Genomic DNA, 13,430 nt, shown 5'->3' on the forward strand with positions numbered 1-13,430 from the left:
CACGATTCAGCGCAGTTCCGAGATGCGCGAGAGTTGGAAGAGAATCTCCTCGACTTTCTCCTTCGCGTCCCCGAAGAGCATCTGCGTGTTCTCGCGATAGAAGAGCGGATTCTGCACGCCCGCATATCCGGATGCCATCGACCTCTTGAAGACGATGACATTCTGGGCCTCCCAGACCCGCAGCACCGGCATCCCGGCGATCGGGCTGCCCGGATCTTCCGCTGCGGCCGGATTGACGGTGTCGTTCGCGCCGATGACGAGCACGACGTCGGCGGCTGACAGGTCGTCGTTGATCTCGTCCATCTCCAGGACGATGTCATAGGGCACCTTGGCCTCCGCAAGGAGCACGTTCATGTGCCCGGGCAGGCGGCCGGCGACCGGATGGATGCCGAACCGCACGTCGACGCCGCGCTCGCGCAGCTTCTGCACGAGGTCGGCGACGCCGTGCTGCGCCTGGGCGACGGCCATGCCGTAGCCCGGCGTGATGACGACGGTCGAGGCGCCGGCGAGCATGTCGGCCGCGCTCTCGGCGTCGATCTCGCGGTGCTCGCCGTACTCCTGGTCGGTGCTGGTCGGCGCCTCGATGCCGAACCCGCCGGCGATCACCGACAGGAACGAGCGGTTCATGGCCTTGCACATGATGTAGCTCAGGTAGGCACCCGACGACCCGACCAGCGCTCCGGTGACGATCAGCAGGTCGTTGTTCAGCAGGAAGCCGGCCGCGGCGGCCGCCCATCCGGAGTAGCTGTTGAGCATCGAGACGACGACGGGCATGTCGCCGCCGCCGATCGAGGCGACCAGGTGCCAGCCGAGGGCCAGCGCGAGCAGGGTCACCGCGACGAGCAGCCACAGCTCCGGCGTGATGACGTACCAGACGGTGAGAACGAGGAACGCGACGAGCGCGCCGATGTTGAGCGCGTTCTTGCCGGGCAGCATGAGCGGCTTCGACGAGATGCGTGCCGACAGCTTCAGGAACGCGACGATCGATCCGGTGAAGGTCACACCGCCGATGAAGACGCCGATGAACACCTCTGCGTGGTGGATGTCGGCGAGCGCCCCCTCGAGCCCGGTCTCGTACAGCGCGCCGTTCCAGCCGACGAGCACAGCGGCGAGACCCACGAAGGAGTGCAGCAGGGCGATGAGCTCCGGCATCCCGGTCATCTCCACCACGCGCGCCCGCCAGAGCCCGATGGCACCGCCGACGACGACGGCGACCACGAGCATCACGAGCCCGGTCGTCGCCTGCGGGTCGCCCCAGGCGCCGGCGGCCGTCACCCACACTGTGGCGACGAGTGCGATCGCCATGCCGACGATGCCGAATGTCACCCCGCGGCGACTGGTCTCGTGCTTGCTGAGCCCCGCGAGGCTGAGGATGAACAGCAGTGCGGCGACGATGTAGGCGGCGCCCGCCACCTGGCCGGCGACGGCGGTCATCGGGTCTCACCCTTCTGGAACATGGCGAGCATGCGCCGCGTGACGGCGAAGCCGCCGAAGATGTTGATGCTGGCGAGCAGCACGGCCACCGCGGCGAGGATCTGAACGGTCAGATCGGGCAGCGTGATCTGCACCATCGCGCCGACCACGATGATGCCCGAGATCGCGTTGGTGACGCTCATGAGCGGCGTGTGCAGCGCGTGGGCGACATGGCCGATGACGTAGAAGCCGACGACGATGGCGAGGGTCAGCACGAGGAAGTGCTGCGGGAGCGGGGGCGGTGCGAACGCGCAGATCGCGAACAGCCCCGCGATGCCGGCGACCACGAGGCCGGTCCTGGCGCCCGCCGACATCGGCTTCCTCCCCGCGACCGCCCCGGTCCCTGAGCTTCTCGAAGCGATGGTCGCGGGGACAGCGGACACCTGAACAGGCGGCGGTGGCCACGTGATCTCGCCGTCCTGTACGACGGTGACGGTGCGCTGCACGACGTCGTCGAAGTCCAGCGCGAGAACGCCGTCCTTGCCTGGGGTGAGCAGCTTGAGCAGGTTGACGAGGTTCGTCGCGAACAGCTGGGACGCCTGCTGCGGCAGCCGGCCGGGCAGATCCGTGTATCCGAGGATCACGACGCCGTTGGCCGTCACGACCTTCTCGCCCGCGACCGACCCCTCGACGTTGCCGCCCTGCCCCGCCGCCATGTCGACGATCACGCTGCCCGGCCGCATCGAGGCGACGTCGGCGGCGGTGATGAGGCGCGGCGCCGGCCGGCCGGGGATCAGCGCCGTCGTGATGATGATGTCGACGTCGGCCGCCTGCTCCGAGTAGATCTCGGCGGCCCGGCGGTCGTATGCCTCGCTCGTGGCCTTGGCGTAGCCGTCGGCGGAGACCTGCTTCGCCTCGTCGGGCACGACCACCTCGAGGAACTCGCCGCCGATCGAGGCGACCTGGTCTGCCACCTCGGGCCGCGGGTCGGTCGCGCGGACGATCGCGCCGAGACTCGATGCCGCACCGATCGCGGCGAGCCCCGCCACACCGGCACCCGCGACGAGCACCTTCGCCGGGGGCACCTTGCCCGCGGCGGTCACCTGCCCGGTGAAGAAGCGGCCGAACTCGTGCGCGGCCTCGACGACGGCGCGATAGCCGGCGATGTTGGCCATCGAGCTCAGCACGTCCATCGACTGCGCGCGCGAGATCCGAGGCACGGCGTCGAGCGCGATGGCCGTGATCCCCCGGGTGGCGAGCGCCTCGACCAGGTCGGGCCGCAGCGCCGGGCTCAGCGTCGCGATGATCGTCGCGCCGTCGGCGAGCCGGTCGATCTCAGCGGGCGTGGGGGCAACCACCTTGAGAACGATCGGCGACGCCCAGGCCGCCGCGCCGTCGACGACGGTCGCTCCCGCCTGCGCGAACGCGGAGTCCGGGAACGACGAGGCGGCGCCGGCGCCGGCTTCGACGACGACGTCGTAGCCGAGTGCGATGAGTTTGGGGACGGTGTTCGAGGTCGCCGACACCCGGTTCTCTCCGGGCGCTTCGGCGACGATGCCAATGCGGGTCATGCGTTCCTCACGGTTGGGTGGGCACGGTCGGGTCGGCAGCGCGCTGCTGCCGAGACAAAAGCCGGCGAGCACCTTCCCCGGCGCTCGCGACGACGCCTCCACCATGTCAGACCACGGCGCGGATGGGTCCCGCGTTGCGCCCGACACGATGACAAGAATCACAGATCTTGCTGTCCGCGCACCACAATCGGGCTTCTTCGGCCGCTCCCGCTGCCCGACCCCGACGGCATCCTCACCGAGAAGTTTCATAGGCCACGGCGAAGGTCGTCGTAAGTCGGCCGCCTATCCATGAAGGCATGGACGAGAAGAGCAGCGACCGCACCAAGCCCGGCAGGCGCCGGCTCCGCAACACCGTCATCGCCTCCGGCCTGGTCGTCGCCCTCTCCGGCGGCGCCGGCGCCGTGTGGGCCGCCGACCGGTTCCTCGTCGAGCACGTCGAGATCGCCGACGTGTCGGAATACGAGGCGCAGAACTCCTCGACCGACGCGACGACGGAGGGGACGGATGCCGCCGCCGACGCGGTCGTCACGGCGACCTCATACACCGACGCCAGCACGGCCATCACGATCTCGACGGTCACCGAGGGCTCGGGCTCCGACACGGTGACGTACTACGTCGCCGATGTGACGCTGTCGGACGCCACGACGCTGCAGAGCGCCTTCGCGAAGGACCAGTTCGGCGAGAACATCACCGAGCTCACGAGCGAGATCGCTGCCGACAATGACGCGATCTTCGCCATCAACGGCGACTACTACGGGTTCCGCGACACCGGCATCGTGATCCGCAACGGCCTCGTCTTCCGCGACGAGCCGGCCCGCGAAGGGCTCGTGTTCTACACCGACGGCACCGTCGAGATCTACGACGAGACCACCACGAGTGCCGACGAACTGCTCGCCGACGGCGCGTGGAACACCCTCAGCTTCGGCCCTGCGATCGTCGCGGACGGCGCCGTCGTCGACGGCATCGAAGACATCGAGATCGACACGAACTTCGGCAACCACTCGATCCAGGGCGACCAGCCACGCACCGCGGTCGGTGTCATCGACGAGAACCATCTGGTGTTCGTCGTGGTCGACGGGCGTCAGTCGGGGTACAGCGAGGGCGTCACCCTCACCGAGCTCGCCGACATCATGATCGACCTGGGTGCCACCACCGCGTACAACCTCGACGGCGGCGGCTCGTCAACGATGTACTTCAACCGCGAGGTGATCAACTCGCCCTCGAACGGCGGCGAGCGCGCCACGAGCGACATCCTGTACATCGCCGACGCGTCCGCGTCCGCCGCCGAGTGACGCCGTGATCGTCCTCATCCCCACGTACGAGCCGGGCCACCGCCTCGAGCCCGTCGTCGCCGGCCTGTTCGCCGCCGACCCCGATGTCGAGCTGGTGGTGGTCGACGACGGAAGCGGGCCGGCGTTCGCGCCGACGTTCGCACGCGTCGCCGCCTGCGGCGCGACGGTGCTGCATCACGAGGCGAACCTCGGCAAAGCCGCGGCGCTGCGGACCGGCCTCGACCACGCGCTCGCCACGCACCCGGGCGATGACGTCGTCACCGCCGACGCCGACGGACAGCACACGGTGACCGACATCCTTCGCATCGCCGACGCCCTCCGCGAAGACGCGGCGGCCGCGACTCCGGCGCTGATCCTCGGCTGCCGCTCCTTCTCGGGCCGCGTGCCGCTGCGTTCGCGTGCCGGCAACGCGGTGGCGCGCGGCGTGTTCCGGCTCGCGGCCGGATGGGCGCTGAGCGACACGCAGACCGGGCTGCGCGGCATCCCATCCGGACTCATCGCGTGGATGCGCGACCAGCCCGGCGAGCGCTTCGCCTTCGAGCAGAACGTGCTGCTGCGCTGCCGGCGCGACGGCGTCGCAACGCGCGAGCTTCCCATCGAGACGGTGTACCTCGACGGCAATGCGTCGAGTCACTTCCGCCCCGTCGTCGACTCGCTGCGCATCATGCTGCCGCTGCTGCTGTTCGCGGGCTCGTCGCTGCTCGCCTTCGGTCTCGACACCGTCCTGCTGCTGGCGCTGAACGCGCTCACGGGCATGCTCGTGCCGTCGATCATCGCGGCGCGCCTAGTCAGCGCCTCGGTGAACTTCGCCGTCAACCGTCGCGTGGTCTTCGGCGCCGGTCCGACGGACTCACCGACCGGACGCGGACCGACGCTTCGTCTCGCCGGCGCTCGCTCAGCGGGACTGCCGCGCCAAGCGCTGCGCTATGCGGTGCTGGCGCTCGCGCTGCTGGCCTCCAACGTCGTGTGGCTCGACGCGCTCACGAGGTACGGGCTGCCGCTCGTCGTCGCCAAGATCGCGACCGAGGCCGTGCTGTTCGTGACGAGCTACGGCGTGCAGCGCAGCTTCGTGTTCGGCGTTCAGCCGGATCGTGCGGAACTCAGGACGCGGGCTGCCGCCCGTCATAGCAACCGCATAGCGGCGACGACTCGACTGGATTCGAACGAACACCCCATCGGGAGGAAACCATGACCACCAGTGCGCTGATCCTCATCGGCATCGATCTGGCGGCCGCGCTCGTACTGAGCCTCGGCCTGTACTACCGCCGGCACCACCGCCGCGACCTCGTCGTCGCGTTCCTGGGGGTGAATGTCGCGGTGTCGGCCGTCGCCGCCGTGCTCGGCACCGCCGAAGTCGCGATGGGGCTGGGCCTGGGCCTGTTCGGCGTGCTGTCGATCATCCGGCTGCGCTCGTCCGAGATCACCCAGCGCGAGGTCGCGTACTACTTCGCCGCGCTCGCGATCGGGCTCCTCACCGGTTTGCCGCAGTCCGACCCCTGGCCGGTCGCCGCGCTCGTGGCGCTCATCCTCGTGGTGCTGTGGGCGGCCGACCACCCGGCCTTCCTCGCCCGCTCACGCCACCAGGTCGTGCGGCTCGACCGCGCTGTCGCCGACGAGGGTGAGCTGCGGGCCGAGCTCGCGACGCGCCTGGGCGGCACGGTCACCTCCACCACCGTACAGGAGCTCGACCTCGTGAACGATACGACCCTCGTCGACGTCCGCTACCGGGTCCCGCGCGGGGGAACGCGACCGGCGCGCGGCGGTGGCCTCACCCTCGCCCGCGGCACGAGCGCGACCACCGCACACGCGCTGGAAGGAGCCGGGCGATGACGAGCTTCGACCGCTTCGACGCCGTGGCCCTCGACGCACTCGTGGCCGAGGCATCCCTCCTCACCCGCGTCGACCGCAAATACGTCGTGCCGCAGGCCGACCTCGAGGGGGTGATCGCCGCCCTCGACGCCCACACCCGCGTGCTCGAGATCGACGGCGCCCGCGACTTCGCGTACGAGTCGGTGTACTTCGACACGCCCGACCTGCTGAGCTTCCGGATGGCCGCTCAGCCGCGGCGGCGCCGGTTCAAGCTGCGCACGCGCAGCTACCTCGACACCGGCAGGTCGTACCTCGAGATCAAGACGCGCGGCGCCCGCGGCACCACGGTGAAGGATCGCGACGAGTACGACCTGAACGACCGCGACCGGCTCACGGATGACGCCCGCGACGATATCGCCGACGCCTTCGCGACGATCGGGGTCGCCGCAGAGCGTGCCGACGAGCTCGGCGCGACCATGCTGACGCGCTACCGCCGTGCCACCCTGCTCCCTCCGGACGGCTGCGGCCGCGCCACCGTCGACACCGCGCTCGAATGGATCGAGCCCGACGGGCACGGCTTCGCACTCCCGGGCACGGCGATCGTCGAGACGAAGTCGGGCGCGCAGCCGTCGGGGGTCGACCGCGCGCTCTGGCGCGCCGGCCACCGGCCGGCCACCGTCAGCAAGTACGCCACCGGCCTCGCCGCCCTCCACCCCGCGCTCCCCCGCAACCGCTGGGCGCGGCTGCTGCGCGGTCCGTTCGACATCACTCAGCGCGCGTTGCCTTCCAGCCACCAGCCCTCGGACCGGCCTATCGCCGGCTCGACCCACCCGACCACTACCCAGAAGCCCACCAGCGCCACCCCGAAGGAGGACGCCACATGTCCCGTCACCTCTCGCTCCGCCGCCGCCTGATCCTGGCAGCCGCGCCGCTCACCGTTACCGGCCTCGTGCTCGCCGGCTGCGCCGTGCAGAGCTCGGCCGCGTCGACGACCTCGACCTCGTCGACCGACGACACCGCGACAGAGACCGCGACCGTCGTCGACTCCGACCTCAGCGCGGCGGCGGTGCTCGCGGCCAACTCCGACGTCACCGTCGTCGAAGACGACGAGTGGAGCGAAGAGGATGCCGCAGACATCTCGCTCGACGGCACCTCGGCGTCGAGCGACTCCGACGCCGTGACCGTCGACGGGTCCACCGTGACCATCACCGCCGCCGGCGTGTTCCGCCTCTCCGGCTCGCTCGACGGCCACGTCGTGGTCGCGGCGCCCGACGATGCGCAGGTGGTGCTGATCCTCGACGACGCCGAGATCTCGGCATCCGATTCGTCCGCCATCACCGTCACCAGCGCGGACGATGTGGCGATCTCCCTCGCCGACGGCAGCGACAACAGCGTCTCGGATGCCTCGTCGTACGCCGACGACGCCGAGGCGAACGCTGCGATCTACGCGGATGCCGACCTCACGATCTCGGGCACGGGAACGCTCGAGGTGTCGGGCAACGGCAACGACGGCATCGCGAGCACCGACGACCTCGTCATCCTGTCGGGCACGATCACGCTCGACGCCGCCGACGACGGCCTGCGCGGCAAGGACTCGCTGACCGTCGCGGGCGGCACGATCGAAGTCACCGCCGGCGGCGATGCGCTCAAGAGCGACCAGACCGACGACGCCACGCAGGGCTTCGTCGCGATCGCCGGCGGCTCGGTCGACGCCACGAGCGGTGACGACGGGATCGCCGCGGCGACGGATGCCGTCGTCACGGGCGGCACCGTCACCATCACCGCGGGATCGGATGCCTCGACCGCCGACGACTCGCCTAAGGGCATCTCGGCCGGCGTCGTCGTCGCGCTCGACGGCGGCAAGGTCACCGTCGAAGCGGTCGACGACGCCGTCCACTCCGACGGCTCGGTCGGCATCGGCGGCGGCACGGTGACCGTCTCTTCGGGCGACGACGGCATCCACGCCGAGCAGCGTCTCGAGATCCGCGACGGCGAGGCGACCGTCGTCGAGTCGGTCGAGGGCCTCGAGGCGACCGATGTCGCGATCTCGGGCGGCACGGTCGACGTGACCTCGAGCGACGACGGCATCAACGCCGCCAGCGGCACGGCGTCCGACACGCAGGGCGGTGGCGGCATGGGCGGCGGCGGCGAGCAGGACACCGGTGAGATCCTCACGATCTCGGGCGGCACCGTGCGCGTGGCCGCGGTCGGCGACGGCCTCGACTCCAACGGATCGATCTCGATCACCGGCGGCACCACCGTCGTGAGCGGCCCGAGCTCGGCCGGCGGTCAGGGCGCCGTCGACTCCAACGGCGCCATCGCGATCGACGGCGGCGAGATCTTCGTCGCCGGCTCGGTGCTGGTGACGCCGACCGGTGCCCAGCAATGGGTCGCCGCGACGGTCAGCGGCTCGGCGGGCGACACGGTGAAGGTGACGGATGCGGCCGGCACTGTGGTCGCCACGTTCGAGGCCGACCAGAGCTTCGGCGCCGTGTTCTACAGCGGTCCCACCGTGACCGACGGCGCCGCGTACGCGATCGCGGTCAACGGAGTCTCGGCCGCCACCGTGACCGAGGGCGTCAACGTGTCGGGCGGCATGGGCGGAGCCGGCGGCGGGGGCGGCGGGGGCGGACGCCGACCCTGATCCCCCGTTCTCGGTCGCCGCTGGGTGTCGTCACCCGGCGGTCACCGAACGTGGGAACTCCCTCCGAATGCGGCGCTCTCGGCGCGTATGGGTTGCATCCGCGGTGGGATCTCGGAATCGTGGCCGACTCGGAACCGCACGAGGAAAGGAAAAGCATGCTCACGCTGACCCAGACCGCCGCCGAGGCCGTCGAAGAACTCATCGCCCGCGTCCCGCTCGCCGAAGACGGAGGTGTGCGCATCCGCGACACGGGAAGCTCCGAAGGATTCGAACTGAGCGTCGTGCCGGTCCCCGAGGCGACCGACACCGTCGTGGTGGAGGGCGGCGCCCGCGTCTTCCTCGACGAGACGGCGGCTTCGATTCTCGAGAACCGCGTTCTCGACGCGGAGCTGTCGAACGACGGCGCCGTGCGCTTCGCCCTCGGAACCCAGGGCTGACGATCTCACGAGGGCCCCGGCATCCGTCCTGGGTGCCGGGGCCCTTCGCGTGTCATCCGGACTCGGGGCGGCCGTCGCACAGCGCGAAGATGTAGCCCTCTTCATCCGGCGCGACGAGTGCGCGGTCTCGCAGGACGACGGATGCCGGTGCCGACGGGCGGCGGCACGCCTCTGCGAAGTCGAGCCCGGTGTCGGAGTACTCGATCGCGATCACTCGCGTGCCGTACGCGCCGAAGTACAGCTCGCACTCGTCGAAGGCGAGGCATTCCTCCGCGACGGCGAAGTCGAACCCCGCGTCTTTGCGCAGGGTCTCGGCATCCTCGGCCGCGTTCTTCTGGCCGGCCGCGAGCCCGGCGCGGTGCGCCGTGTCGACGAGGTGCGCGGCGAGCGCGAGATTGTCGTCGATCGTCAGCGCGCCGCCGCTGCGCGCGTAGGTGTCGAGGTTGTCGAACTCGACGGCCTCGAATCCGGATGCTGCGCACTGGCGGATCCAGGGATCGACCCGCTGGGCGATCTGGGCTCGGTGTGCGGCGGAGGAGGTGTCGAGCAGTGCCTCGTCGGGCCATGCCGGGTCGAAGACGATATCGCCGTCGTCGTCGGTGAGCAGCACGTCGGCCGGCCAGGCGTCGAGCTCGCCCGGCTGCGTCTGGAACGCGTTGATGTAGCAGACCGAGTAGATCCCGGCGACGGGCTCGGCGGTGCGATCGCGGACGACGATGCCGACCTCGGCTGCCGGTTCGTACGCCGTGCCCAGCTGGTAGTCGGGCGCGGCAGCCTCGGGCGGGAGGATCATCGTCGGCGTCGGGGCGGCGCACGCGGAGAGGAGTCCTCCGGCCCCGAGAAGCAGCCACGCGAGAAGCAGCGTTGCGGGGCGGACCGCGCGCCCGCCGCCGTCACGGGAGCGGATCACCACGGGCTGAGGGTACACGGCGCACCCTGCGCGCCTAGGTAGACTCGAGAGGCCAGCCTCTGTAGCTCAATGGAAGAGCAGTTCCGTCCTAAGGAAACGGTTGGGGGTTCGAGTCCCTCCAGGGGCACAGTCTTTTTTTGCCTCTGACCAGGTATTTCTTCTGTGGTCAGACCACTCAGAATGCGTTTTTGGCCGCTTTTTGGCCGCATTTGAGAAAGCTATGAGCCGATACCGACGCAGATTCGACGCCCTTCAGGGAGCGTCGTTCGATGCCTCAGAACGACGAAATCGAGCATTTCTGGCGTCCTGAGCCTCGTCGAAAAGTTGAGCAGTCTGCTCTCCGGCGCTACGTCGGTCGGGCGTAGCGCGTCTGCGGACCCGCCGGCAGCGCCACGAGCGGCATGGCCTCGTTGAGGCGCGATGCGACGGCATCCAGATCGTCGTCGAAGAGGTCGGCGTAGGTGTCGAGCGTCATGGCCGCCGACGCGTGCCCGAGCATCCGCTGCACGGCCTTCACGTTGGCGCCGGAGCTGATCGCGAGCGAGGCGGCGGTGTGGCGGAGGTCGTGAGGCGTCAGCCGCGGAATCGATGGGTCCACAGCCTGCGCGCGGCGGACCGCGTTCGCGAACCACCCCTGTGCGCCTGAGTTGCGCATGTGGTTGACGCCGTCGCCGAACAGCAGCCCCTCCGGACCTTTGCCGGCGCATGCTTGCTCGATCATCGGAGCGAGACGCTCTGGATAGGGCACCGAGCGCTTCTCGTGCGTCTTGGGCGTGCCGACGTGGATCTCGTACGCGATCATCACCGCGTTCTCCTCGATGACGAAGCGTCGACGGAGGCGGTTCACGCTCCGCACCCGCAGCCCCGTCGCCTCGCCCCACCGTAGGCCGGTGTAAGCCAAGGTCAGGACCATTGTCGGATACGCCGAGCATGCCGCCAACGTCGCCACCTGGTCGTGCGAGAGATAGACGCGGCGCTTGCCTGGCCCGCTCCGAGGGAGATTGCGGATGTGTCGCGCCGGATTGTTCGCAAGGCGACGATCATCGATGGCGACATCGAGGATGCCGGCGAGGACTCCCAGCGCGCGAAGGACGACCGTGCGCGACTTCTCCGTCGCGAGCTCTGACACCCAGTCCTGAACCTCAGACCGCCGGATCGACCAGATTTCCCTGTCTGCCCAGACTGGAGCGACGTGGTTCTTCCACGCCCGCTCGAGCGTCATGTAGTACGAAGGCTTCGACATGGGCGGCTGCTTCGACCGCAGCCAGCTGTCGGCGAACATCCGGACCGGCACCCGCGACGCCACAGGATCGATGTACTCGCCCTTCGACTTGGACACGGTGACCATGGACAGGTAGAGCTTCGCCTCGCGCATCGTCGTGAAGCCGCGCTTCTGTGCCTCGGTGCGATCAGGCTTGCGGTAGCGCACGCGATAGCGGCGGCCCTTCGACGTTTCGTACGGGGTGATGGTGCCCATCTCGACCTCCGCTCATGCCGGCTCGATGGTCGGTATCGGGCCAGTGTCGGACACTGGTCGGATGCCGTCAACGCTGCCGATGGCAGATGTGGATAGTTGACGGAAGACGTCGTCAACTGCCGTTGAGGCTGAGGGGCGCCTTCTCCGACGCCGAGAGTGTAGCGCTCGGTCGCGTCTCCGTTCTCGCCGCTCACTCCTTGCAGACTCCGCGCTGGCGCGCTCCGCTTAGCAGCCGTTCGACGACGAGCACTGCGCCGCACCCGATCGCTTGGGGGGCTGATTGTCGGAGCGACCAGCCGAGGGTTCCGGCGAGCGGGCTGAATGGCAGTCAGAGGCCCGGGTGTTGGTGCTTCGTCTTGAGCTTCGGGCTGAGGGCGATTTCGGTGAGATCCGCCGATCGACCGAGCTCGGTGAGCTGCCAGGGTGCTCGGCGGTCACCATCGACAGCCTTCATATAGCCATTGTTTCGTAGATACTGAGCTGCCCACCGAACGTCGTACTGCCAGGTATAGAACAGGTCACCCGAGGCACGGAGATCATGCTCGTGCACCTGCCATACGCGCTTCGTCACCTCGAGCACGCTGCCGGAACCCCCGAGCGATCGCAGAGCCTCGACGACGAAGTACCTGAACTCATCCCGTCCCACCACGCTCAGCAGCCTATAGACCCAATCGGTCCCAATCGTGGCACCGAAGGGCTGTGCCGGGCTCGGGACGCTAGAGAGCGCTCGCCAGCTGCCGACCGATCGCCGCGCCCAGAGGGATGGGAACCGCGTTTCCGATCTGTCGTGCGATAGCGGTCCTGGAGCCCACGAAGAGGTGATCTGCGGGGAACCCCTGCAGCACCGCTGCCTCGTAGTGCGTGATCGCGCGATTCTTCGTCGGATGCAGGTAGCGCCCCTTCTCGGGCTTGAAGAACTCTGTACGGATCGTTACCGAAGGACGGTCGGAGTGGAGGCGTCCCATCACGTCTGCCGAACCGGACTTGTGCTTCCGCCAGCACGGAGCAAGGTCCGCTTCTTTGATGTCGAACCGATTCCCACCCTCCGGAATCGCTTGCATTCGCCTCATCGAAAGATCTGTGTAGTCGCGGCTCCAGTGCAGCTCCCGTGTCGAGAAAGGCCCTGCGAACTGCTTGCCCGAGAAATGGACCGACTTGGTGCCGAGAAGGTGATCGCGGTCTGGGTCTCCGGGGATTCCGAGGAACGCATCCTGTACCCACCGGTATCTCTCGAGGCTGTCTGATGGCTGCGATGCGTGCGTCGGCTCGGGAAACCCCGGGAAGGGCAGTGTGCGGAGGTGCCCGATCAGCACAGCGCGCTTGCGTGCCTGCGGCGAGCCGAAGTCTGCGGAGTTCAGTACGCGATGTTGGAAGGCGTACTCCTCGAGAATTCCGCCCGGTTCGGTCGCTTCGACAAACTGGCCGAACTGCTTTGATCTCTCGAAGGCGGCCACGTTCTCGACGACGAAGTACTTTGGCTTCACTCGCTTGATTGTCTCAGCGTAGTGACGCCAGAGGCCGTTCCGAAGATCTTCCTCATCTTGCTTGCCGAGAGTCGAGAAGCCCTGGCACGGCGGCCCGCCGACGACCACATGAATGTTCGCCGGCATCGGCTGGGTATCGAGCCACTCCTCGATCGGTCCGGCGAAGACAATTCCGGAACCGAACGTCGCCTCATATGATGCAGCGGCCGCAAGATCCATCTCAACGGCCGCCACGCTCGTGAATCGCTTCGATCCTTCGCGGAAGCCTGCGGTCAACCCTCCCGCGCCAGCGAAGAGATCGAGGACACGGATTTTACGAGGCACGTCACAGGATCCTAGCCGGCCGTGTCGCTCTCAGCTCACTGCGACGCGACATCCTGACTGAAATTGGGG

At 68.7% G+C, this 13,430-nt stretch carries 12 protein-coding genes and 1 tRNA gene; 7 read left to right on the plus strand and 6 right to left on the minus strand.

What is annotated here, in order from left to right; translation table 11 throughout:
• Positions 1-6 precede the first annotated feature (6 nt).
• Entirely contained in the window at positions 7-1,434 is a 1,428-nt protein-coding gene (gene pntB / locus VIP82_RS15545) for a Re/Si-specific NAD(P)(+) transhydrogenase subunit beta (protein ID WP_331910193.1), read from the minus strand.
• A complete protein-coding gene (locus tag VIP82_RS15550; RefSeq protein WP_331910195.1) occupies positions 1,431-2,984 on the minus strand; it encodes a Re/Si-specific NAD(P)(+) transhydrogenase subunit alpha in 1,554 nt (517 codons plus the stop codon). Before VIP82_RS15550 ends, pntB begins: the two co-directional genes overlap by 4 nt.
• 296 nt (positions 2,985-3,280) lie before the next feature.
• Between VIP82_RS15550 and VIP82_RS15555 the strand changes: the two genes are divergently transcribed.
• The 6 genes from VIP82_RS15555 to VIP82_RS15580 all read left to right on the plus strand — a co-directional run bounded on the left by VIP82_RS15555 (position 3,281) and on the right by VIP82_RS15580 (position 9,166).
• Positions 3,281-4,276, plus strand: a complete 996-nt coding sequence (locus VIP82_RS15555) for a phosphodiester glycosidase family protein (RefSeq protein WP_331910197.1) — start codon at positions 3,281-3,283, stop codon at positions 4,274-4,276.
• Between the two features lie 4 nt (positions 4,277-4,280).
• Positions 4,281-5,468, plus strand: coding sequence for a glycosyltransferase (locus VIP82_RS15560; protein WP_331910199.1), 1,188 nt, complete (start codon positions 4,281-4,283; stop codon positions 5,466-5,468).
• Entirely contained in the window at positions 5,465-6,106 is a 642-nt protein-coding gene (locus VIP82_RS15565) for a DUF4956 domain-containing protein (RefSeq protein WP_331910201.1), read from the plus strand. Before VIP82_RS15560 ends, VIP82_RS15565 begins: the two co-directional genes overlap by 4 nt.
• Positions 6,103-6,999, plus strand: a complete 897-nt coding sequence (locus VIP82_RS15570) for a polyphosphate polymerase domain-containing protein (RefSeq protein ID WP_331910203.1) — start codon at positions 6,103-6,105, stop codon at positions 6,997-6,999. The genes VIP82_RS15565 and VIP82_RS15570 overlap by 4 nt, the downstream gene beginning before the upstream one ends.
• Entirely contained in the window at positions 6,966-8,729 is a 1,764-nt protein-coding gene (locus VIP82_RS15575) for a carbohydrate-binding domain-containing protein (RefSeq protein WP_331910205.1), read from the plus strand. The genes VIP82_RS15570 and VIP82_RS15575 overlap by 34 nt, the downstream gene beginning before the upstream one ends.
• Positions 8,730-8,884: 155 nt before the next feature.
• Positions 8,885-9,166, plus strand: a complete 282-nt coding sequence (locus VIP82_RS15580; RefSeq protein WP_331910207.1) for a Fe-S cluster assembly protein HesB — start codon at positions 8,885-8,887, stop codon at positions 9,164-9,166.
• Positions 9,167-9,218: 52 nt separating this feature from the next.
• On the opposite strand, the gene VIP82_RS15585 is transcribed toward VIP82_RS15580, so the two are convergent.
• Positions 9,219-10,079 carry an endo alpha-1,4 polygalactosaminidase gene (locus tag VIP82_RS15585; protein WP_331910209.1) on the minus strand — a complete coding sequence of 287 codons (861 nt, stop codon included), beginning with the start codon at positions 10,077-10,079 and terminating at the stop codon, positions 9,219-9,221.
• A gap of 52 nt (positions 10,080-10,131) precedes the next feature.
• Here VIP82_RS15585 and VIP82_RS15590 point away from each other — a divergent pair.
• Positions 10,132-10,203, plus strand: a tRNA-Arg gene (locus tag VIP82_RS15590).
• 219 nt (positions 10,204-10,422) lie between these two features.
• Here the strand turns inward: VIP82_RS15590 and VIP82_RS15595 are convergent.
• The 3 genes from VIP82_RS15595 to VIP82_RS15605 all read right to left on the minus strand — a co-directional run bounded on the left by VIP82_RS15595 (position 10,423) and on the right by VIP82_RS15605 (position 13,361).
• Positions 10,423-11,553, minus strand: coding sequence for a tyrosine-type recombinase/integrase (locus VIP82_RS15595; protein WP_331910211.1), 1,131 nt, complete (start codon positions 11,551-11,553; stop codon positions 10,423-10,425).
• Positions 11,554-11,881: 328 nt separating this feature from the next.
• Complete coding sequence (locus VIP82_RS15600; protein WP_331910213.1) at positions 11,882-12,202, minus strand: hypothetical protein; 321 nt, start codon at positions 12,200-12,202, stop codon at positions 11,882-11,884.
• Between the two features lie 67 nt (positions 12,203-12,269).
• Positions 12,270-13,361, minus strand: coding sequence for a DNA cytosine methyltransferase (locus VIP82_RS15605; protein WP_331910215.1), 1,092 nt, complete (start codon positions 13,359-13,361; stop codon positions 12,270-12,272).
• Positions 13,362-13,430 lie beyond the last annotated feature (69 nt).

The organism is Microbacterium sp. (genome assembly GCF_036566905.1).
Lineage (GTDB): Bacteria > Actinomycetota > Actinomycetes > Actinomycetales > Microbacteriaceae > Microbacterium.

What these genes read in the sequence shown, in the direction of transcription:
- pntB (WP_331910193.1), bottom strand. Translation starts at nt 1,434, where the DNA reads ATGACCGCCGTCGCCGGCCAGGTGGCGGGCGCCGCCTACATCGTCGCC.
- VIP82_RS15550 (WP_331910195.1), bottom strand. Translation starts at nt 2,984, where the DNA reads ATGACCCGCATTGGCATCGTCGCCGAAGCGCCCGGAGAGAACCGGGTG.
- VIP82_RS15555 (WP_331910197.1), top strand. Translation starts at nt 3,281, where the DNA reads ATGGACGAGAAGAGCAGCGACCGCACCAAGCCCGGCAGGCGCCGGCTC.
- VIP82_RS15565 (WP_331910201.1), top strand. Translation starts at nt 5,465, where the DNA reads ATGACCACCAGTGCGCTGATCCTCATCGGCATCGATCTGGCGGCCGCG.
- VIP82_RS15570 (WP_331910203.1), top strand. Translation starts at nt 6,103, where the DNA reads ATGACGAGCTTCGACCGCTTCGACGCCGTGGCCCTCGACGCACTCGTG.
- VIP82_RS15575 (WP_331910205.1), top strand. Translation starts at nt 6,966, where the DNA reads ATGTCCCGTCACCTCTCGCTCCGCCGCCGCCTGATCCTGGCAGCCGCG.
- VIP82_RS15580 (WP_331910207.1), top strand. Translation starts at nt 8,885, where the DNA reads ATGCTCACGCTGACCCAGACCGCCGCCGAGGCCGTCGAAGAACTCATC.
- VIP82_RS15595 (WP_331910211.1), bottom strand. Translation starts at nt 11,553, where the DNA reads ATGGGCACCATCACCCCGTACGAAACGTCGAAGGGCCGCCGCTATCGC.